Below are 20,735 nucleotides of genomic sequence, written 5' to 3' on the forward strand. Positions count from 1 at the left end.
CCTGACAGCCCTGTCGATCTCAACATCGGTATATCGGAACTTGATGCGGATGGTTTCGGCATCCACAACGGTGATCCTCTCCACATACCTGCGGGTGATAGAATCATCGTACTCGGCAAATTCGGACTTCTGCTTCTTCAGCCACTCCGCCAGCTCCCGCAGTCTGGCCTCCTGACCGGCCCGCTGTTCCTCGTCCTGCTGGAGTGCGCCAAGCCGCCCCAGGATTTGTGATCCGGCGCAGGCTGTGGCCGCAATGACCGCAGTGAAGCTTTGGGGTCAGGCACAATGCTGGATGATTTCCCCGCTTGCGGGTCCTTTTTTCTTTCATTGCCTGTGCCATGCGGAAGGTCTCATCAGCTATAATCGCTGGGTAGTCGTGCGCTCCCATATAGCGTGGATTTTCAAGCGCCTGCCTGACTCGGTTTTTATCCCACTTGGGGCTTTCCGCACTGTAACAGTAGCCCTCCGTATTTAAGGCGTCCGCAATCTGATCCCGGCTTTTTCCCGCGAGGTAGAGGGAAAATATCCGTTTTACGCCCGCTGCTTCCTGGGATTGAGTAACAATCATCCCGTTCTGTATCTGATAACCGTATGGCATTTTTCTGTTCATCTCGTTTCCCTCCAGAGCGGTTCAGCCACATCAAAACCGCCTCTCAGGCGGAACCGCAGAACATGGTCGGTATCCACTGTGATTTTCTCAACCATCTCGTTGAACAAATCCTCATCGAACTCATCCATCTGTTCCGGCCCTTGATGAAGTGTTTCCACAGTCTGACGCAGGGCATCCGCCATTTCGCTGATGTCATCATTCCTCAGCAGTCTCCGCCGTTTGGCCCGGAGCTGGGTCAGCTGTGCGTCCAGGGCGGCCAGCTTGGCGGCACAGGCGTCCGCGTCCAGCAGACCGCTGGCGCGGAGTTTACTGATCTTATAGTTCTGCTCGGTAGCCTGGGCGATGGCCCGATTGACCTCCAGCATGGCTGGATTCTCCCGCTGCACAGCGGATTCCAGAGCCTCCATCTGGTCAAGAGCGGGCCGCAGGATGATGCCCTCATGGAGCCGCAGCTTGTTGTACATCCGAATAAAGGCCGTGTAGATATCTCTCTCCCGGACAGACAGGTTTGGGCAGGCGCCCTTCCCATTCCTATTGCCGTCTTTGTGGCCTGAACAGACCCAATTATTTGCCCCGTGCCGGTCAACAGTGCGGTAAAATGTTGCGCCGCACTTTCCGCAGATCATTTTCCTCGTCAATGGGAATTTGGACGGCGCAGAAGCGGGCGCTTTTTTCTTCTTTCGGAGGGCCTGCACTTTGTCGAATATTTCCTGGCTGATGATAGCAGGATGACTGTTTTCTATATAGAACTGATCCACTTCGCCCCGGTTTTTCACGCTGATGTATGGAAATCCGGTTGTAAAAGTTTTCTGACAGAGGGTATTGCCCGTATATTTTTCGTTTCGCAGCCAGCAGGCGACAGCATACGGTATCCATGCTGCCTCTCCATGTTTCTTGGGAACACCTCTGCGGTTCATTTCTTCCGCGATTGTGACGATGCCCTGTCCGTTCAGATAGGATTCAAACACCCAGCGGATCACTTCCGCCTCCTCCGGCACGATCTCCAGCCGTCCGCCTCCCGCGTTCCGGTATCCATACGGTGGGCTGCTTGCTATGAATTCACCCCGTTCCATTCTCCGGCGATACCCCATGCGGATATTCTGCGAGATGGACATGGACTCCTGCTGGGCCAGAGAACTGGAAACGCTCACCATCAATTCTGTGGTGAGCGTTCCGGTGTCGATATTCTCTTTTTCAAACTGAACGGTCACGCCCAGCCGCATCAGCTCCCGCAGAGCGGCAAGGCAGTCCTTGGTGTTCCGGGAGAAGCGGGAGATGGACTTCACCAGCACCCGGTCGATCTTGCCCTTCCGGCAGTCGGCCAGAAGACGGTTGAAGTCCTCCCGCTTGTCCGTTTTCGTGCCGCTGGCCGCCTCATCGGCGTAAATGTCTACCAGCTCCCATCCCTCATGCTGGCTGATCAGTTCGGTGTAGCTGCGGATCTGGGAGGCGTAGGACGACTCCTGTTCCTCCAGCGCGGTGCTGACACGGCAGTACGCCGCCACCCGAAGAACATCGGGCCTGGCCTCGCTGGGCGGGATGATGGTGATGTTTTTGCTCATCTGGCGCGGCCTCCTTTCCTCTGGGTACCGACAACACTACCACACCTTGGCGGGAATAGCTATCACTATTCCCAAACAGTCTGGGGGCGGTATTTATCCCGCGCCAGCCGTTTGGCGGCGTACAGTTCCTCCAGGGTCAACAGGCCAGCGGAGGCGGCCCTTTCCAGCAAGCGGGTCAGCAAAATATACCGCAGTTCATTTTTTGTGTCGATCATGCGGATGCCTCCCGGAAATAGTCCGGCCCTTTCACCGACTGGATAAATTTCGCCACGTCCTTCAGGCTGCCGGTGACAGGCATTTCCGGCAGAGCGGCCAGCACATCCTTGCTGTAGCGCTTGCCCTTGGCGGCCCGCTCATCCAGGATGGCCACCACGCAGGTATCTGTCTCGGTGCGGATGGCTCTGCCAAAGCCCTGCTTCAGCTTGATCTGCATCTCCGGTACCACCACCGCCCGGATGAACAACCGGAGGGTGGGATGGTTCTCCCGCTCTTTTTCCTTCAAAGCGTCTGGCACGGCAAAGGGCAGGCGGGGGATGATCAGCAGGGACACACAGTCGCCGGGGAAGTCAAAGCCCTCCCAGGCGGCCCCCGCCGCCAGCAGCATACTGCCTGGGCTGGCCTTGAACTGCTCCGTGGTATGGATTGCGCTGCGGCCCATGGTGAACAGCGGATAGCGCAGACCGTGGCCCGGCAGACGTTCTTTCACCGCCGACATGGCGGCATAAGACGTGAACAGCGCCAGGGCGTGACCCTGGGCCGCGTCCAGCAGGGCGGCGATCTCCTTTGCCAGCTCGTCATAATAGGCTGCGGCCTTTTGCTTGGGTGGAACCTGCGGTAAGTATAGCAGACAATTCTTCTGGTAGTCGAAGGGTGAAAGTGCGACCGACTCTGTGACACGGCTGTCGGTGAGCAGGCCCGTTTCTTCTTTGAAGCGACGAAAGTCCTCGCCCACAGCCAGGGTGGCAGAGGTGAGGATGGCGGGCCGCTCCTGCCGCCAGAGCGTCTGGCGGAGCTGGGCGGTCAGATCGGAAATGGTGGCACACAGCATGGTGCCGCCGTGAGTATCTTCCTCCGTGTAGAAAACCATATCCGGGTGGCCCTGGTGGAATAGGGACACCGTAGAGGACACGCTGTTCAGCCGCCTGCGGGTGGCAGGCGTGAGCAGGCCGTGGAGCTGCCGGGCGATCACCGTCAGGCTCCGCTCCGGTGCGGCCAGCGATGTTTTGTAGTGGACGAAGGGCCTGTCCTCCGGCGGGCGGTCCAGCTTCCGCAGCAGGCCCTTGGCGCTGTCGTTCAGGACTTCTGCAGCCAGCAGGAAGCGTTCCCCTCGCAGACTGTGGGTGAGCGCACGGATGTCCTCCGCAGCCAGGGTCACCCCGAACATCTGGCGGGCTGTCTCCGGCAGCTTATGGGCCTCGTCCACGATGAGGGCGCAGGTGTCCGGCAGGATGGGCTTTCGCCCGCTGCCCCGGTGGATGGCGTCCGCCAGCAGCAGGTTGTGGTTGCAGATCTGGAAAAGATACCGCCCGGAATCGCACTTCTCCAAAAAGAAACGATACCGGCAGGTCTCCTGCGAACAGTTGCAGATCTGGGGGACGCAGACACGTTCCCGGTCATAGTGGCTGAGATGGGCGATCTCGTCCATGTCCAGCTCATTCCGCAGCGCAAGCAGGGCATTCCCGGCCCTCCAGTTTTTCTTTCGGAGATCCAACTGGCCCAGCCGCCGTTCCAGACGGTCATCGCAGACATAGTGGGACTTTCCCTTGCGGATCACCGCCTGGAGGGGCTGGACGATCATGCCGTCCTCTGTCAGCACATTGGACAGCAGGGGAAGGTATTCGTCCCGCGCCGCGGTCTGGAGGGCGATGCTGGAGGTGGAGACCAGGATGGGCTTCGGCCCCAGCCCGCAGGCGGCCCGGAAACGGCTGTACACCGTTCCGGCCACCAGATAGGCGTAGGTCTTGCCGATCCCCGTCCCAGCATCGCACAGGGCGATGCCGCCCTCCAGCATGGCGTTGAGCATTTGGTGGCAAAGGGCCACCTGGGCGGGACGCTCCGCCATGTTCCGGGTGGGGAGAAGGTCTTTGAATATGTGGTCGATCTCGTTATGGGCGTTTTGCCTGTTATTGTCGTAATTCATCCGTAAAATTCCCCTCGTAATGGTTCATTTTCTCATAAGTACTCATCGTATTCTCAGCTCGACCCCCGATGAGATATAGGGAACAGTAACGGATAAGGCTTGGCGGACCTTCACGGACACATTCCAAGGGTCTCTACTGCTTTCAACCCATTGGGATGACGGGCAGCCTTGCCTTGGCTGCCCCGCACAGGCTTTATCGCGGCCCGGAGAGAGCTTCCGCTCCCTCCAGGCCATGGCGCGCACTGTGCGTCTGTCCGTGTGGTGATCCGTACTGCTGGTGTTCAATTTTCAAGGTGCAGAGGCTCTCGCCGTGGTTATATTCTAAAGGGTGTGGCTTTTCTTTTTTAGAGAGGAATCAGCACATTCCTGTGCTAATTTCGAACATTTTCTTAGATGCTCCTTTTGAAGTGTTCGAGCTGCCGGATGAGATCTGCGATGGATTCCCTCAGATGTACAGTTTCTTGGCTTTGAACCTTGCCAAAAACCAGAAAGTCCAACGAGACTCCAAAAAGGCTGGCAATTTGGGCAAGGAAATCCACTCCGCAGACATATTTACCGGCTTCAACACGGCTCAGGACGCTCCTGTCCATGTTCAGCTCCTCTGCAAGCCTTTCCTGTGTATAGCCGTTTTGCTTGCGGATCTGGCGGATACGCGCTCCGCACTTTTCTTGGTCATAAAACATTGTTTGATCTCCAATCTCAAATTTTAGGGGTGATCGGTTTGAGATTTGGTGATTACGGGTATTTCGCTATGTAGGGCTGCCATTGATACTGCAGCACCAGAAAATCCGACCAAAACCGACAAAGCAGAACGCCAGATAGTCTTTGTGACCGTCTGGCGTTCTGTTGGTTTATATCAGTATGTGCATTTAAGTGCCGACTTGACCTAAATAATAGTGCCGGTTTCTTTCTAAAGTTGTACCGTGAAAATGCTGTAGTTTTTTTGAGAAAATATTCTCCTTAATCAGTAAATAGCTCACGATACTCCTTTGTAACAGACCTTAGCCGATGAAATGGATTCAGTCAGGCTCATCTTGAGGGGAACGAAGTTGCTCCGCTAAAAAATGAAGGGTTTTGAGCAGTATTTCCTGGCTCTTGGGGTCGCATGACTTGAAATTCTCAATGAAGTCCTTCATCTCCTCAGTCGGGGTAATGGTTTTTGAATGAAACGCCGCATCAGGGGACATTGCAAGCCGCTCCATTAAGCGCGCTAAGGTTTCATAAGATGGATTTTTACGCCCTTTTTCTATATCTTGAACCGTTTTGACCGCTAATCCGGTTTGATCTGCCAGTTCTTGCTGAGTAAGACCACATTCTTTTCTGGCTTCACGAATGCGATTACCCAAACAAACTAAGTCCAACCCCAGCACAATGCTCCCTCCCCCAGTATATTTTTGGATTATAATAAAGGAAGGCGGCAAGGGCAGTTACTTCCCTTGCCGCACTTGACAGGCGGTCTTATGAAAAGCACTAAAATGGTTTTCCCTCATTTTTCTTTATTACATCGAAATTCACATTCCACACAATTGCCGTTACAGCTCTTTGCGCTGGTACTTTTGGAACAAACAATAGACACCGCAAAGAGGCCCACAACGATACAAAGAATGATAATGCTCGCTAAATTCATCTTAAATCTCCTTATACACGGCCAATCAGCAGCCCTACACTGCGCATAGCAAATGCTATGCTCTGTGTAGTAAAGACACACTATGAATTGATGTTACCACCTATCGCTGCCCTTCTTCTCCGGGATAACCTGCTTCAGGGCCTCAATGGCCACCTCGATCATGGAGTCGTCCGGCTCATTTGTGGTGAAGTTCTGCATCCAAAGGCCGGGGGCGCGGAGGGCGCGGCAAAGGGCGTTGCTGTGACGGCCCACATAGCGGTTGAACTCCCAGGTGATGCCCACGATCAGGGGCAGAAGAAGCAGGTGAAGGCCCATGCGCAAAAATGTATTTTCGATTTGCAGCGGGGTGAAGATGGCGATGGAGAAGAAAATGGACGCCATAATGACCACGAACAGAAAGCTGGTCCCGCAGCGGGGGTGATGCCGGGGCTGGGGCCGGACGTTCTCTATCGTCAGTTCCAGGCCGTTTTCATAACAGAAGATGGTCTTGTGTTCTGCCCCATGGTAGGAAAACACCCGCTTCATCTCCTTCATCCGGGAGCAGAGAATCAGATAGCACAGGAAGATCGCCACCTTGAGTACGCCCTCGATCACGCTGCGCACCCATAGAGGTATGGTTTTCCAGACCAGACCAATCAGTCCCGTCAGGGCGGAGGGCAGCAGAATGAACAGCCCCACGGAGAAGGCCAGCCCCACAATCATGGAGACGGTAAGGGCAATAGATATTGCCTTTTCAGTGGAGAAACGCTTCTCCAGCCACAGGTCGAACTTAGTCGGCTCCTCATCCGCCATCTCATCGTCACCAGCCACTTCCGCCGAGTGCATGAGGGCCTTGACGCCGTAGGACATGGAGCCGATAAAGCCCGCCAAGCCTCGCAGGAACGGGACGGTCCAGATTTTTTTCTTCGGTGGGATGGCCTCCACGGTACATTCGGTGGTCCCATCTGGTCTGCGTACCACGATGCAACGTTTCTCCGGACCCTGCATCATGATCCCCTCGATGAGGGCCTGACCGCCGCAGGTGGTCTGGAAGGGTGTGTCGCAATACTTTTTAGGCATAGGTATCTAATCTCCTTATACAAGGCCAACCAGCAGCCCCACACTATGCACAGCAAACGCTATGATCCATGCGATAGCGCACTGAGCAATTACCGTTCCAACTGCGGCCTTGGTTCCGCCCATTTCCCGTTTCACAGTAGCTACTGCCGCAACGCAGGGGGTATACAGCAGTGTAAACACCAAGAAAACTATCGCGGTGAAAGGCGTAAACAGGCTTCCCAGCAGAGATACATCCCCGCCCAGCAGAACAGTCAGGGTAGATACAACGTTCTCTTTTGCGGTAAAGCCGGTAATCAAGGCGGTAGAAACCCGCCAATCCTCAAAGCCCAGCGGGATAAACAGCGGGGCAATCACTCCGCCTAACAGCGCCAAGATGCTCTGGTCGGCGGAAGCGGCTACATTCAGCCTCACATCAAAGGTCTGCAAGAACCAGATCACAATGGAGGCCGCGAAAATGATAGTAAACGCTTTCTTCGCAAAGCCCTTGGCCTTTTCAGCGATCAACTGCCATACGCTCTTTGCGGAGGGAAGCCGGTAGTTGGGAAGCTCCATCACAAAGGGAACCGGCTCGCCGCGGTATTTCGTCTTTTTCAAAATCAGCGCATACAGAATCCCACAGAGGATTCCCAGCGCATACAGTCCCACCATAGCCAACGCCTGATACTGTTTGGGGAAAAATGTGCCGATCATCAATGTGTAGATTGGCAGCTTGGCGGTGCAGCTCATAAAGGGCGTCAGCAGGATAGTCATTTTGCGATCCCGCTCACTGGACAGCGTTCGGGTTGCCATGATGGCGGGTACGGAACATCCGAAGCCCACCAGCATGGGAACGATACTCCTGCCGGAAAGACCGATCTTCCGTAGGAGCCTGTCCATCACAAAGGCTACCCGTGCAATATATCCGGTGTCCTCCAGAATAGACAGGAAGAAAAACATGGTCACGATGGTGGGCAGCATACTCAGGACGCTCCCCACGCCTCCGCAGATACCGTCAATCACCAGGGAATGGACAATCGGGTTGACCTGGACGCTGGTGAGCAGCCGGTCTATCAGCGAAACGACCGCATCGATCCCCGCTCCCATCCAATCTGACAGGGCCGCTCCAATCACATTAAAAGTCAAAACAAAGACAAGGGCCATGATCCCAGCGAAGCAGGGAATGGCTGTGTATTTGCCAGTCAATATCCGGTCGATTGCCATGCTGCGCCGGTGTTCCTTGCTCTCATGGGGCCGCACCACTGTTTTCGCACACAGGGATTCAATGAACGAAAAGCGCATATTGGCGAGGGCAGCCTCCCGGTCAAGTCCCGTTTCCTTCTCCATCATAGCTACCATGTGTTCAAAGGTCGTCTGCTTTTCAGTTGAAAGCGATAGCTTTTCCGCAATCAGATGGTCATTTTCCACCAATTTTGTGGCGGTAAAGCGGGCAGGCAGTCCTTTCCCCTTTGCCTCCAGTTCCAGCATATGTACTGCGGCGTGGATGCACCGGTGTACCGCACCTACCGGATCATGTTCATCGGCGCTGGCCGGGCAGAAATCTACCCGCCCAGGAACCTCCCGATACCTCGCCACATGGAGCGCGTGGTCGATCAATTCCTCGATGCCCTCATTCTTCGCTGCTGAGATCGGAACAACCGGGATGCCGAGAATTTCCTCTAACTCATTGACCCGTATGGAACCGCCGTTCGCCCGAACCTCGTCCATCATATTGAGAGCCAGCACCACGGGAATACCCAATTCCATGATCTGCATGGTGAGGTACAGATTTCGCTCTATGTTAGTGGCGTCCACAATATTGATGATCCCATCCGGGCGGGTATCCATCAGAAAATCCCTTGTGACAATTTCCTCACTGGAATAGGGAGACAGGGAGTAAATTCCTGGCAGGTCGGTTACAACGGCTTCCAGGTGATTGCGTATTACACCGTCCTTTCGGTCAACGGTCACACCAGGGAAGTTCCCAACATGCTGATTTGCGCCGGTGAGTTGGTTAAACAGCGTAGTTTTTCCGCAATTTTGATTTCCGGCCAGAGCAAACCTGATATTTGCTCCTTTTGGAATTTCGTTCGCAGAATCGTGGAAGTGGTAGCTTCTGACCCTGCCAAGCTCACCCATTCCCGGATGAGTCACAGCCGTTCGCCGCTGTTCGCTGTGTGGCAGAGCCTTTTTTTCGTGGACTTGCTCCACGGTGATTTTCTGCGCCTCGTCAAGCCGCAGGGTCAGTTCATAGCCGCGTAGTTTTATTTGAACCGGGTCGCCCATGGGCGCGATTTTTTGAAGGGTAACTTCTGTTTGGGGCGTCAGCCCCATATCCAGCAGGTGATGGCGGAGCGCACCGCTTCCACCTATGGACAATATATAGGCGCTCTGTCCAGGTTTCAACTGATCCATCGTCATCGTGCAATACCTCGTTTATCGCAACAGAACGTGTTCCGTCCCTTTTTCTATGACCATCCGAACGTGGTCGTCCACCAGGGTGTAGAAGATCATTTTCCCGTCCCTGCGCTGCCTCACCAGTTTATTGGCTTTCAAGAGGCTCAACTGGTGAGACACCGCAGATTGTGTCAGGCCCAGCCGGTCCGCCAAGTCGCTGACACAGGCGTCCTGCTCCATAAGAACCAGCAGAATACGCACACGGGTGGGAGTTCCTAACGCCTTGAAAAATTCCGTTAAAAAATACAAATCATTTTCTTTCAACTTTTCAAAAGAGCGTGCTTTTTCACTCGGCATTAGAAACCCGCCCCTCCTTGGTACTCCTTATCATCATCATGTAAGAAGCTTAGTAATGATAAAAGATGTTTTTCCACGTTCCTCAAGCAGTCGATCATATCGTTTTGCTGGAATTAGCGCAAGCGCCATACATACTGCTGCGGTAGCAATCTGTATTCCAGTTGCACTTGTAAACAGCGATGCAATCACTCCGCCCAGCACCAATGCCACCATAGGCAGCAAATATACCAGTATTGGAGGAATGGCGCTATCTGGTGATCCTGCATTACCTGGAGATGGCGGACGGGACGCCATTGAACCAGAGATTCATTACCTTCGGCGAACTGCGGGACGGACTGGTTCGCGGCAGTGGGTTTGACCGCACCTGCGAGCAGGCGATGGCCCTGTATTTTGGAAAAAAGCCACTGGAAAACTTGCAAGCGGTCTGTACCGCGTTGGGTGCGAAGCTGGAAAATTCCAACGCCGATCTTTGCGCGGTCCTTCCGTTTCTCCCGCAGTACCCGGTAACATGGAAACTCTGGCTGGCCGAGGAGGAAGATGAGATTGACGGCTCCGGGCGGCTGTTTCTGGACGGCAGTGCTGACCACTATTTGTCCATAGAGGACGCTGTAACTGTTGGCACGATCATCTTAGACCGGCTCCAACGGCAATACGAAGCAATGTTCATTGGTTGAAAGTTCTGCACATCTTTTTGATTTCTGTCTAATTCCGCACATATTCCAGAAAAACGTCCAGGACTATATCCCCCACCGGGGGTTGTAGTCTTGGACAATTTTTTTATAATGAGGGCATCTTACGAACGAATGGAGGAACCACTATGAAAATAGCGATCTGCGGAAAGGGCGGCTGCGGAAAAAGCACCACCACCGCTCTGCTGGCAAAGGCACTGGCCCGCGCTGGAAAGCGGGTGTTGGTCGTTGATTCGGATGAATCCAACTATGGCTTGCACCGCCAGCTTGGGATGGAGCTGCCCAAGGACTTCACCGCGTTTTTCGGCGGCAAGGAGAACGTGCTGAAGGATATGATGCTCTCCAATTTTGCTCACAAATTCTTTGACGGTCCCTGGTCGCTTTCAGACATCCCGGAAGGGTACTGCGGCAAAAAGGATGGCTTGATGCTCATGGCCAGCGGCAAGATTCATCAGGCCAACGAGGGCTGCGCCTGCGCGATGAACAATGTTATTCAGCAGTTTATCGCAAACCTGCGGTTGTCGGAAAACGAATTTGCTTTGATGGATATGGAGGCGGGCATTGAGCATTTTGGGCGTGGAGTGGATAACGGCGTTGACCTGCTGCTGATGATCGTTGATCCTTCTTTTGAATCCCTGCGGCTGTCGAAAAAAATTCAGGAGTTGGGCGGCAGTATCGGCAAGCCGGTTTGGTTTGTTCTCAACAAAGTTACAGACGATACACGGCAGGCCATGGTGGATGCCGTGGCGGATTCGGGAAAAATTGCGGCGACCCTGCCCGCTGATTCTCAGATTGCCGCCGCTGGCCTGATTGGCGCAGAGCTTACAAATAGCTGTTCTGGTGTGCAGGAATTGGCGCAGGACCTGATTTCGGGAGGTCTGGTGTAAGAATGTGCCTCTCGACAATTTATAAGGGAGAGCGTCATCCCAGCCGCATTGTTCTAAAAAATGTCACACATATCCGCTGCGAAGATGGCATGGTCATTTTTACCGATTTGATGGATCGGGAAATGGCCTTAGAGGGAGAAATTCTGGAAGCAGATATGGTCAGCGGCTATTTTGTTGTGAAAGAAGCGGCGGCAACATAATTTTGAAAGGACATGAAAATATGGCTCATGTCATTGCAATGGCCGGAAAGGGCGGCGTAGGGAAAACTACTCTCTGCGGACTGCTGATCCAGTACCTCTGTGAAACCGGACGGAAACCCGTGCTGGCAGTGGACGCCGATGCCAATTCCAACTTGAATGAGGTTTTGGGCGTTGAGGTTGAAAGTACCCTGGGAGAAATCCGCGAGGAAATCGAGCGGGCGGGGACAAATGCCCTGCCGGTGGGGATGCAGAAAAACACCTGGGCGGAGATGCGGCTCAATGACGCGCTGGTGGAGGACGATGACTTTGATCTTCTGGTGATGGGCCGTACCCAAGGCCAAGGCTGCTACTGCTTTGTCAATGGCCTGCTACAAACGCAGATGCAAAAGCTGGAGGGAAATTATCCCTACATCGTGGTGGACAATGAGGCCGGACTGGAACATATCAGCCGGGGCCTGCTGCCCAACATGAATACCACCATCTTGGTCAGCGATTGCTCCCGCCGGGGTGTCCAGGCTGCTGGCCGGATCGCACAGCTTATCAAGGAGCTGGGGTTGAAAACGGAGCGTGTAGCACTGATCGTCAACCGTGCGCCAAATGGGGAACTGAACGAGGGAACACGGGAGGAAATTGAAAAGCAAGGCTTGGAGCTGCTGGGGGTTGTCCCCCATGATAATCTGGTCTATCAATATGATTGTGATGGCCGTCCCACGGTGACGCTACCCGCAGATTCCCCCGTTCGTAAAGCGTTGCAGGGGATCGTTGGCAAGCTGGGGCTATAAGCCGATCTTCTTATCAAGAACAGGGAGGTATTGAAAATGAGCGTTCTCGGCGGATGCGAAGAAAAGAACAAGACGCCTGTGCTGGATGAGCGTGTCTGCCCAAACTGCGGTGATGAAGTGGAAGTGTTCACCATTAAGGGGCGGCTGATTGACGATTTTGCTTGTGCGTGTGGGTATGTGTTCCATAAAGAGGAGCAGATCATCCCGAATGGGAGATTAACCGGGTAAGAGGGTCGATCACGATGATCTCCCGGCCCATCTTCTGAGCGTAGCGCACAGTCGCCGCCGTTCCGCCGCGCCGTTCTCCGTTATAAACGGCCAGCAGAGCGGCGGTGTGGTCCACCAAAAAGCGGTTGCGGTCCAGCATACAATTTTTGTAGTAGGTCCTGCTGACGTAGACAATGGAATCCGCCCGATCCAGGATAGAATGATAGAGGTCCCGCGATGAAGCTGACCACTTGTCCGCCTGCTCCTTGCAGGGGAGGATACAGTGGAGCTTGATCGCGGGATTCTTCTCTCTTAAGTCGAGGGCGGAGAGGGCCGACCAGGTATCGGTTCCTTCGGCCATCCCGGACAGGAATTGTGTAAAGCTTACGTCCACCAGCGCGGCGATCTGCTCCAACAACACCGCTTTCAGCGCCACGCATCGGCTGTCCGCCTCATTTTCCTTCCAGGGAAACTTATGCGGACGGTGGCCGGTGAACGCGCAGCAGTTTTCTAACACGATCCACCGTCCCCGGCGTAGCGTTCCTGGTAGTCCTGGATATACTCATCCAGGTATTCCAGGTACTCGGCCCCGCCGCCCTCAATCGTTTCCAGAATGGCGGTGATCCTGCGGCGGCACTCCGCTTCCTCGCTCTCCGTCATAGTGCGCGTTTCATTGAGGTGGGTGGTTGAACGGGGAGCAACAACATCGTTGATAATGTCATTGAACAGGTTGTCCAGCAGGGCCTCCGGTGTGTCAAGCTGCTCCGCTCCTGCCGCGCCGGGTTCATCAACCACGATCCAGACATAGCCGATTTTTTTGGAGTAGACTATATCGAAATAGTTCTGCCCATCAATGTAATTCTCAAAGGCTTTGAGAATGGCGTCCAGTTCTTTTTTCGTGCTTTCATCATAGATCATAAAAATTTTTCCTTTCTTGTCGTGATATATTTCCCAAGCTGACCAGTATCACGGACAATACTGCCGCTCAGTATAGCATATACTAACACTACTTGCAACCAATACTGGTCGAAAATAGTGGGGCGGCATATGGAGCAGAAAATCAGGCGTGATAGAAATATGGGCGACAATTTAAGAAGGCTCCGCAAAAGCCGTCATATATCGCAGGAAAAGCTATGTGCGGAGTTACAACGGCGGGGATGTGATATTGGGAGAACTACCTACGCCAAATATGAGGCTGGCGAGCTGAACATACGTGCCAGTGTTTTGATAGAATTAAGGAAGATCTACGGATGCCCATATGATGACTTTTTTCACGGACTCGATCCTGATGAGAATGAGCATTAAAAATCCTCTCATGCCAAGCGGCACGGGAGGATTTTGCAGTTACCGCTCCGGCCTCTGTTTTCTATTCTGCTCCTGATCCTCCGGCACCAAACCGAGGATTTCGTTTTCCGCTCTGTGTATGTAAGACTTGTATATTATACATTTGCTCAATATATTAGTCAATAGCTCAACTATAAGAGCGGATAACAAAGCGCAAAAATTTTATAATAAAGGCATCCTAATCACAGGGGGATGCCGTGGATGAGCAAGAAGGAAGTGGAATTCAGCAATCGGGACAGGTTCATCGAACTTGGCCTGATGATCGCCAGCCTGCGAAAAATGCAAGGGATGTCCCAGGAAAAGCTGGCAGAGAAGGCGAAGATCAGCCGTTCCCATCTGAGTTCCATTGAGGCCCCCAACATCGTGCGGCCCTTTTCCCTCGAAGTGCTATACAACATTGCGGATGCTCTTGGCGTCCGAGCGGGAGATCTGCTGAACGCCACCCTGCCCCCAACGAAATGAGAACAGCGCCTTGTCAGCGGCAGGGCGCTGTTTCTGCCTCTATGCCGCCTCCCCGCCGTAGAGGTCATGGTTGACCTGGGCGGCGTAGTGGTTCTCAATCGTGGCCGGGGCGTTGTAAAGCACGGTCAGCAGGTACTGCTTCATGTTCCGCACCTGGGTGGTGTTCTCACGGAGGCAGTCGAACACGAAGCGGATATGTTCTCCGTCCAGCTTCAGCAGCCGGGACTTCACCACTGCCTGGGGGAAGTCGTTCCCTGCCACCCGGATATTTTTCTTTCTGGAGCAGACCGCCTCCACCATCAGCTCCACCATCTCGTCCAACTGTGCGGCGTCATAGGGATGCTCCCGCACGAAATCGTCATAGCCGATGTTCTCCCGGATCAGCCCCCGATAGGTGTCCATCTCGCCTTTGCTCATACTGCCGCGCCTGCTCCGGTTCCTTTCCTTCGCTTCCGGCTGTTGTGCCGTAGTAGGGGCGGTGGCTGCGGGAAGGGATGAAGGGAAGGGAAATGATTCCGTAATTTGTGAATCAGTTATTTTGTTTTTATCTCTATTTAATTGCGTTGTGTCCTCCAACGTTGGATTTTCCGACGCAGGTTCCTCCAACGCAGGCTGGGCCGAAAAAACAGGCCGTTCCCGGATAACGTACTCAGTCCCTTGCAGATGACCTTTTTCATTTCTCACACGGGAGCGGGTGACATACCCGGCTTTCTCCAGCTCCACCACGGCGGCCCGGATAGCGTCCTTGCCCTCCAAGCTGATGCGGGTGAGGCCGACCAAGGTATAATCCCAATCTTCCGGGAGACTAAGCATCAGGGACAGCAGGCCCTTTGCCTTGAAGGAGATGGTCTTATCCCGCAGGTGGTAATTGCTCATGACGGTGTAATTCTGGGTGCGTTCTACTCTAAAAACTGCCATAATATTTTGCTCCTTTATAATAGTTAAGCGGCGGAGAAACTGCTTCTCCGCCGCTTGCGATTGATAGGATTTTGCTGTTTAGTTGTAAATGGGACAGCCATAGCCCCAGATCTCATAATGGCCCACGCTATAGGTGTTCTGGCGGCAGCTATCGCCGGAGTTGCCCTCCACGGTGTAGACCACGCCATTCTCCACCCGCTCCACGATGCCCACATGGTCCGGCACATCGTCCTGCGGCCCGGAGCCGCCTTTATTGTTCCAGTCAAAAAATATCAGGTCTCCGGGACGTGGCTCATAGTCGCCATCCTGCCACTGGCCCCGGTCTTTAAACCAATTAGAGCCGCCTGTGCAGCCGGCGAACTTGGGAATCACTCCAGCGTCAATGTAGTCTGGCGGGCGGTGCGTTCTGTGGTCTTTCGCCCGGAGCGGGCCGTTTTGATGATCGTCCGTCCACCATCCCGCACAGGCCGGGTGTCCGGTTCTCCCGGACTTGGCGGCCTGCGCACAGCCTGGACCGAGGTGCGCCGGCCCTGCCCACCAGCGTACCTGCGCTGGCTTGGAGCGGGAGGGGATGCAGTCTCCCCACCATTCACCATCCGCTGGCCCTCTGCCCGCTTCATGGCTGCGGCACGGCCACGCTCCCGCACAAACTCCTGCCCGCCCTGCACGAGCGCCTGGGGCGGCTGCTCTGGTACAGGTTGACTTTGAATGCAGGCTTCTCTGGTCTTGATGGACAGCCGATCAGGCGTCCCCGGCCTATGGTCAGCAGGAGGAGCGGTACTGCCGCCAGAGGGGGCGCTGGTGACAGCGCTCCTCGTCTTGATCTTCGGCAGCTCCGATCTTACCTGCGGGGCCGATCCCGCATCAGCGGGGATTTCACGGGCAGTGCTTTCTCTCGTCCTAATCTGGGGCGCCCCCGATCCGGTCTGCGGCGCGGGCGAAACATCCGGGCGGGGATCATCATGTACAGCGGACTCCCTGGTTTTGATCTGCCCCTGCTTCATCCGCTCCCCAGGGGATGGCCCAGCGCCGGCGCCGCCCTCCCTGGTAGAAACAGCTTCCCATGTTTTGATCCGGGGGCGTTCCCGTGGAATCGGGTCATGGGGTGAAGGCTGCTCTGCCGGGACTTCTGGCGGCGGTGGATCTGCCGGGATCTCCTGTGTGAGTTGGTCTGCGGTGGTGCGCGATCCTTCAGTCTGCTCCTGGCCCTTGGCGGACTTTTTCTTCTTCAGAAGAGATTCCACCCCACGCCGCGCCTGATAGGCTACACGGGCGGCGGTGTCCTCGATCCGGTCGCCGCCGTAGTCGCTGGCCTGCCCCCGCTGGGCGGTTTCCCGGAGTTGGCCCCGCAGGCGTTCCGTACCATCGTCCAGCCCACGGCGGACAAGTACCTTGGGCGCGGCCTTGACTTTTTCCTTCAATCTGCCCTTTACTGTGCGTTTTTCTTTGATTTTTGCGATACTCTCTCACCTCACTTTTGCGTTTTCCGCCATTTTATGGTACACTGTCCTCCAAAGGAGGGAGCGTCAATGGAACAGGTATCCTTGATGCCGATCTCGCTCATGCCGCTGCCTCCTTTCGGAGCTGCTCATCCACCGCCCGGATGCGGCGGCCAATGGCTTCGATCACATTGACGGTGACAGAGTTAGTGATCCGGATCTCGCCGTTGCTGTCGGTGGTGAACAGGCCGTTCTGGGTCAAAGTAGATGTGCCGATGACCCCGTCCAGGCCCACCTCGCAGCCAGCGGCGGTGGTGATGCGGAACTCCGCGTTGGGGAGGGGCTGGCCCGTCAGGCTGTCCCGCTTCTGCACGATCAACTGGCCCTTGGGCTGATTCTTGAACGTGAGGGATACGGTCTTGCCCTCCTGGATCTGGATGGTCTGGCTCTGAGTGTCGATCAAAAATCCGGCGGGGGCGCGGGTCTCGGTGACCACCACGCTCTTTCCGGGCTTCAGACCGGGGATGCGGATCTCTCCATTTTCGTCTGTTCTGTAGATGCCGTTGCTGTCTCCTACCACAGAACCGTCCGCGTAGGCCACCTTAAACTCCGCATTCTGGAGGGTGATGGAGGGGTTGACGGAGCAGACTTTCCTGATCAGCAGGGTCCCGTCCGGGGCGTTGGTGAAGCGCACGGTGACCACGCTCTGCTCCCCGCTGTCCGCCAGGAAGATGGTCTCGGAGGACTGGATGATACTGTAGCCATCGGCAGGGTCCACCTCCTCCAGCACATAGGTGCCGGGCTTAAGGCCCGTCCAGATGGCGGTCCCGTTTTTGCCAGTCACCTTCGTGCCGATGGCGGTGCCGCCTGTGCCGCTGGTCCCGCCCAGGTACTTCAGCTGGAAGGTGCAGCCGGGGAGGGCCTCGCCGGTGACGGAATCATACTTCTCCACTACGATCCCATTGAGCGGGGTATTCTCGAACACCACCGTTTTGCTCTCGCCGCCCTTGATGTAGAACTCCTGGGTAGCGGGCTGCTTGATGGTGAAGCCCGCGGCGGGTTCCAGCTCCGTCACCTTGTACCAGCCGTCCCGAAGGTTATCGATGACGATCTGCCCGTTGGCGTCGGAGAAGAACACGCCCAGGCTGTTCAGCTCCCCGGTGCTGGTGTTGTTGCTGCCGTACCACACCTGGAACTTGGCCCCCTGGATGGGGCTGCCGGTGACGCTGTCCACCTTGTTGATGGTCAAGACCGGCTTTTTGTGATTTTCAAAGTAGACGCTATGCTCCCGGTTGGCGTACAGCGTCACCAGCTGGGGCGGGGCGTCCATCAGCCAGGGGGCGGGGACGGACTTCTCGGAGATCTCATACACCCCCGGCAGCAGGTTGGACAGGACGGCCTTGCCCTCACTGTCCGTCTTGATCTCGTCCACGCTATGGCCGTCCGCCGCTTTCACCAGAAAAACGGTGTTGGGGATGGGTTCGCCGGTGTCCGCATCCTTTTTATAGACGATCAGGTTGGGCCGCTTCTGGTTCTCGATGGTGATGGTGCTGATCTGGCCGGGGAACAGCTCCACATGGTACTCCCGCACATCCAGAATGTGGTCCGCCACCGTGGCGGTCTCCTTGACCGAGTACACACCCGGCTCCAGGTCCGTGATGTTGATCTCGCCGTTTTCATCGGTGATGCGGTCCAGACAGATTGGGATAGCTGCGGCTGGCGGTGAGGGTGCTGGTCTTGGTGGCGTAGCCGTCTGTGGTCACCTGGACGCTGGTGTGGTCCAGCCGAAGGATGCCCACATAGCCGTCCTCTGTGGTCACCTCCATCTCCGCGTCCAGCCGCTGGAGGATGGTCTCCAGGTTATTGGTATCGCTGGCCTGGGTGACGGCTTCTGTATGAGTTTGGATGTCCACCCCCACCTCGTCCTTCCGGGTCATGTCCAGCAGATAGTAGCGCCGCCCGTTGCGGATGAAGTCCTCGGTGGGGATGAGGCTGGGATCGTCTGCCAGCGAGAGCTGATAGATCTTGTTGATCCGCAGCTCGTCAAAGTCGCCGTAGGTGTACTCCTCCACGGACACGGGGTAATAGCTGGCGCTCTGGCCCGCTTCCGGTTCCGCCGCCAGGGCGGTGGCGCTCCCAGCCATGACAAGGGCCAGGGCACACAGGATGGTGAAAATGCGTTTCATGGTATTTTCCTCCGTTTTTTCGTATTTTTCAGCCTGGATGATGAATTATCTGGCAGCGGCCTGACTGCATCGTCGCAAGCTCCGTATCCCTCGTCCCGCCGCAAGCGGCAGGACTCGCTCACTTCGCTGCTCCTCCTTTTCCCACGGCACCCGCTTCGCTGGGCTGCCGTGGGAGCCCTATTTCCCCCTTTCTCTGGTCCGGCCTCGCTGCAACAGGTACTCGTTCCAATCCTTGCCATGGGCAGGGGCGCGGGCGGATACGGTGTAACCTTTTTCTGCGTACTCCGCTTGGAACTTCTCTGTAGCTTCCCGCCCTGGCCCGTCCGCATCCAGGCAAAGAACGATCCGCTTCAGGTGTGAATTCTCCCGCAGGTAGGTGTCCAGCGGGCCTTGGTACAGGCCGCACAGAGCCACGGCGTTGCTCCGCACCTGCCGGTGGAGGGTGCAGAAGCTCATGAGGTCGATGGGGGCCTCGAATACCGCCACCCAATCCAGAGCCGGGTCGCAGGGGAGGCGGAAGGCCACGTTCTTGTCGCTGCCTACCGCATCACCCTTGAAACCGGAGCCGTTCAGGTCATAGGTGCCGCGCTTGCTGGCGAACACCGGCTTGCCGCTGGCCTCCCGGCCCACGAACACGCAGTTGTGGTGCAGGCTGTCCTCATAGAGCAGGCCGGAGTCGATAAAGCCACGGATGACCTGGGCGGCGATGCCTCTCTTTTGAAGATAGGCAAACACCCGCCGCTGATCTGCATGGGCGATGGGCAGGGTGAAGACAGGTTTTTCCTTCTTCTGGACAGGCTTGGGGTGGGGGATGGGGGAGTCCCTGGCGCGGCCTCCATTGAACTCCAGCAGGTAGTTCACCGCCTCCCGGAAATCCTTGCCGCAGAACTCCTGCAAAAACGTGATGGCGTCCCCGCCCGTGCCGTTGGAGTAGCGCTTCCAGATCCGGCGGTCCTTGATGCGGAGGCTGTCCATCTCCCTGGTGGTGTGATACCGGCTACCCAGGCGGCGGACGGTGTAGCCCAAGTGTTCCAGCAGGTCCGGCAGGTCTGTCCCCTTGGCAGTCTCCATCTCCTCGTCCGTGAATTTCCAGAAATCCTCTGGATTTGGGGTTCGTCTCGTAGTAGTCACCTCCTTTGGCGAAAACGAAAAGAGGCCCCCAGAGCATCCCGGTGATCGGGATGCTCTGGGGGCCTCTCATCTGCTGTTTGGTTGTCGCCGCCTCACACGGCCCACTACGCGCTCAACGCGGCGGGGGTGTCCTCCTCCTGGGGCTGGGCGCTGCCGTCCTCCGCCCCGGCCTCACAGGGGCTGACACCGGCCTCGTCCACGTCCATCGGCTCACTCATGTTCAGCACTCCGATGATTGCGTTCAGGACGAACTCCCGCTGGGTGACCTTCCGGCCCAGGCGGGCGCTCTCTCGCTCCAGGTGCGCCTTGATCCGCTGAAAAAGTTCTTCATCGATTTGGAAGGCCAGGGTTCGATTCTTGCCATTCGTCATAGCTGCATTTCCTCCATTTTCTTTCATTTCATAGTATTCGAGTAACAGATTGGTGATGTACTGCGCGGTGGTCAGGCCCGATTCCTCTCTGGCCTCGCAGACGCGCTGGTGCAGGTCCAGGGGCAGTTGCGCACAAAGGTTTCTTGTAGCTGGCATGGTGCTATTCTCCTTTCCGCTGATTGCAAGGCAAGTATAGCCGAAAGGCATGGAGAAAGCTATTACCAACACCACCAAAGAACCAGAGTGCAAACGAAGCAAATGTAACAGTGGTGGGAAAACAAAAGCCCCAGAGCTGCCGGACTTTTCCGGTCACTTTGGGGGTAGGTGGATAGCGAGTTTACTCCGTCCATAAATAGCGGACTTTGCATCTTTGGTGCGTAAATTTTTTGAA

At 55.8% G+C, this 20,735-nt stretch carries 24 protein-coding genes and 2 pseudogenes; 7 read left to right on the plus strand and 19 right to left on the minus strand.

Annotation, left to right across the window (positions count from 1 at the left end):
* Window positions 1–103 precede the first annotated feature (103 nt).
* The 10 genes from VSQ30_RS11000 to VSQ30_RS20635 form a co-directional block, all read right to left on the minus strand.
* A complete protein-coding gene (locus VSQ30_RS11000; protein ID WP_334464066.1) occupies window positions 104–610 on the minus strand; it encodes a recombinase family protein in 507 nt (168 codons plus the stop codon).
* On the minus strand, window positions 607–2,172 hold the full coding sequence (locus tag VSQ30_RS11005; RefSeq protein WP_334464068.1) for a recombinase family protein: 1,566 nt from the start codon (window positions 2,170–2,172) through the stop codon (window positions 607–609). The genes VSQ30_RS11000 and VSQ30_RS11005 overlap by 4 nt, the downstream gene beginning before the upstream one ends.
* A gap of 65 nt (window positions 2,173–2,237) precedes the next feature.
* Window positions 2,238–2,387, minus strand: a complete 150-nt coding sequence (locus tag VSQ30_RS11010; protein ID WP_304424674.1) for a hypothetical protein — start codon at window positions 2,385–2,387, stop codon at window positions 2,238–2,240.
* Window positions 2,384–4,312 carry an ATP-dependent DNA helicase gene (locus VSQ30_RS11015; protein WP_325233628.1) on the minus strand — a complete coding sequence of 643 codons (1,929 nt, stop codon included), beginning with the start codon at window positions 4,310–4,312 and terminating at the stop codon, window positions 2,384–2,386. The genes VSQ30_RS11010 and VSQ30_RS11015 overlap by 4 nt, the downstream gene beginning before the upstream one ends.
* A gap of 389 nt (window positions 4,313–4,701) precedes the next feature.
* A complete protein-coding gene (locus tag VSQ30_RS11020; RefSeq protein ID WP_334464072.1) occupies window positions 4,702–4,995 on the minus strand; it encodes a helix-turn-helix domain-containing protein in 294 nt (97 codons plus the stop codon).
* Window positions 4,996–5,331: 336 nt separating this feature from the next.
* Window positions 5,332–5,682, minus strand: a complete 351-nt coding sequence (locus VSQ30_RS11025; RefSeq protein ID WP_334464074.1) for a helix-turn-helix domain-containing protein — start codon at window positions 5,680–5,682, stop codon at window positions 5,332–5,334.
* A 350-nt stretch (window positions 5,683–6,032) separates the two neighbouring features.
* Window positions 6,033–6,998 (minus strand): DUF1385 domain-containing protein, encoded by a 966-nt coding sequence (locus tag VSQ30_RS11030; protein ID WP_334464076.1) that lies wholly within the window; start codon window positions 6,996–6,998, stop codon window positions 6,033–6,035.
* Between the two features lie 15 nt (window positions 6,999–7,013).
* Window positions 7,014–9,395 carry a ferrous iron transport protein B gene (gene feoB, locus VSQ30_RS11035; protein ID WP_334464078.1) on the minus strand — a complete coding sequence of 794 codons (2,382 nt, stop codon included), beginning with the start codon at window positions 9,393–9,395 and terminating at the stop codon, window positions 7,014–7,016.
* A gap of 15 nt (window positions 9,396–9,410) precedes the next feature.
* A complete protein-coding gene (locus VSQ30_RS11040; protein ID WP_334464080.1) occupies window positions 9,411–9,728 on the minus strand; it encodes an ArsR/SmtB family transcription factor in 318 nt (105 codons plus the stop codon).
* A gap of 36 nt (window positions 9,729–9,764) precedes the next feature.
* On the minus strand, window positions 9,765–10,022 hold the full coding sequence (locus VSQ30_RS20635; RefSeq protein WP_350339945.1) for a SoxR reducing system RseC family protein: 258 nt from the start codon (window positions 10,020–10,022) through the stop codon (window positions 9,765–9,767).
* On the opposite strand from VSQ30_RS20635, the gene VSQ30_RS11045 reads away from it, so the two are divergent.
* From VSQ30_RS11045 to VSQ30_RS11065, 5 genes are all read left to right on the plus strand, one after another.
* Entirely contained in the window at window positions 9,962–10,402 is a 441-nt protein-coding gene (locus tag VSQ30_RS11045; protein WP_334464081.1) for a DUF3786 domain-containing protein, read from the plus strand. The two genes, VSQ30_RS20635 and VSQ30_RS11045, sit on opposite strands and share 61 nt — an antisense overlap.
* 116 nt (window positions 10,403–10,518) lie before the next feature.
* Complete coding sequence (locus VSQ30_RS11050; protein ID WP_334464857.1) at window positions 10,519–11,304, plus strand: ATP-binding protein; 786 nt, start codon at window positions 10,519–10,521, stop codon at window positions 11,302–11,304.
* Window positions 11,305–11,306: 2 nt separating this feature from the next.
* Window positions 11,307–11,504 carry a CooT family nickel-binding protein gene (locus VSQ30_RS11055; protein WP_334464083.1) on the plus strand — a complete coding sequence of 66 codons (198 nt, stop codon included), beginning with the start codon at window positions 11,307–11,309 and terminating at the stop codon, window positions 11,502–11,504.
* A gap of 20 nt (window positions 11,505–11,524) precedes the next feature.
* The gene (locus VSQ30_RS11060; RefSeq protein ID WP_334464084.1) at window positions 11,525–12,286 is read left to right on the plus strand and encodes an ATP-binding protein; all 762 of its coding nucleotides are present in this window, start codon (window positions 11,525–11,527) and stop codon (window positions 12,284–12,286) included.
* 36 nt (window positions 12,287–12,322) lie between these two features.
* Window positions 12,323–12,514 (plus strand): hypothetical protein, encoded by a 192-nt coding sequence (locus VSQ30_RS11065; RefSeq protein ID WP_334464086.1) that lies wholly within the window; start codon window positions 12,323–12,325, stop codon window positions 12,512–12,514.
* On the opposite strand, the gene VSQ30_RS11070 is transcribed toward VSQ30_RS11065, so the two are convergent.
* Entirely contained in the window at window positions 12,486–13,010 is a 525-nt protein-coding gene (locus VSQ30_RS11070; RefSeq protein ID WP_334464087.1) for an SLOG family protein, read from the minus strand. The two genes, VSQ30_RS11065 and VSQ30_RS11070, sit on opposite strands and share 29 nt — an antisense overlap.
* Window positions 13,004–13,411 (minus strand): hypothetical protein, encoded by a 408-nt coding sequence (locus VSQ30_RS11075; protein ID WP_334464088.1) that lies wholly within the window; start codon window positions 13,409–13,411, stop codon window positions 13,004–13,006. Before VSQ30_RS11075 ends, VSQ30_RS11070 begins: the two co-directional genes overlap by 7 nt.
* 129 nt (window positions 13,412–13,540) lie before the next feature.
* On the opposite strand from VSQ30_RS11075, the gene VSQ30_RS11080 reads away from it, so the two are divergent.
* Together VSQ30_RS11080 and VSQ30_RS11085 are read left to right on the plus strand one after the other, a co-directional pair.
* The gene (locus tag VSQ30_RS11080) at window positions 13,541–13,798 is read left to right on the plus strand and encodes a helix-turn-helix domain-containing protein (protein ID WP_334464089.1); all 258 of its coding nucleotides are present in this window, start codon (window positions 13,541–13,543) and stop codon (window positions 13,796–13,798) included.
* Between the two features lie 240 nt (window positions 13,799–14,038).
* Complete coding sequence (locus tag VSQ30_RS11085) at window positions 14,039–14,299, plus strand: helix-turn-helix domain-containing protein (protein WP_295759829.1); 261 nt, start codon at window positions 14,039–14,041, stop codon at window positions 14,297–14,299.
* Window positions 14,300–14,338: 39 nt separating this feature from the next.
* On the opposite strand, the gene VSQ30_RS11090 is transcribed toward VSQ30_RS11085, so the two are convergent.
* The 7 genes and pseudogenes from VSQ30_RS11090 to VSQ30_RS11120 all read right to left on the minus strand — a co-directional run bounded on the left by VSQ30_RS11090 (window position 14,339) and on the right by VSQ30_RS11120 (window position 20,500).
* Window positions 14,339–15,217: a DUF6017 domain-containing protein gene (locus VSQ30_RS11090; protein WP_334464090.1), complete on the minus strand. Its 879-nt coding sequence runs from the start codon at window positions 15,215–15,217 to the stop codon at window positions 14,339–14,341.
* Between the two features lie 78 nt (window positions 15,218–15,295).
* Window positions 15,296–15,604, minus strand: a pseudogene (locus VSQ30_RS11095) (CHAP domain-containing protein); the annotation flags it as partial.
* Window positions 15,586–16,638, minus strand: a complete 1,053-nt coding sequence (locus tag VSQ30_RS11100; RefSeq protein WP_334464091.1) for a hypothetical protein — start codon at window positions 16,636–16,638, stop codon at window positions 15,586–15,588. The pseudogene VSQ30_RS11095 and the gene VSQ30_RS11100, both read right to left, overlap by 19 nt.
* Window positions 16,639–16,861: 223 nt before the next feature.
* Window positions 16,862–18,352, minus strand: a pseudogene (locus VSQ30_RS11105) (SpaA isopeptide-forming pilin-related protein); the annotation flags it as partial.
* On the minus strand, window positions 18,333–18,842 hold the full coding sequence (locus tag VSQ30_RS11110) for a hypothetical protein (protein ID WP_334464092.1): 510 nt from the start codon (window positions 18,840–18,842) through the stop codon (window positions 18,333–18,335). The gene VSQ30_RS11110 and the pseudogene VSQ30_RS11105, both read right to left, overlap by 20 nt.
* Before the next feature lie 177 nt (window positions 18,843–19,019).
* Window positions 19,020–19,973: a toprim domain-containing protein gene (locus VSQ30_RS11115; protein ID WP_334464093.1), complete on the minus strand. Its 954-nt coding sequence runs from the start codon at window positions 19,971–19,973 to the stop codon at window positions 19,020–19,022.
* A 104-nt stretch (window positions 19,974–20,077) separates the two neighbouring features.
* Complete coding sequence (locus VSQ30_RS11120) at window positions 20,078–20,500, minus strand: translation initiation factor 2 (RefSeq protein WP_334464094.1); 423 nt, start codon at window positions 20,498–20,500, stop codon at window positions 20,078–20,080.
* Window positions 20,501–20,735: the final 235 nt, after the last annotated feature.

It is taken from the genome of Acutalibacter sp. JLR.KK004, from assembly GCF_036941085.1.
In the GTDB taxonomy this organism is placed as follows: domain Bacteria; phylum Bacillota; class Clostridia; order Oscillospirales; family Acutalibacteraceae; genus Acutalibacter.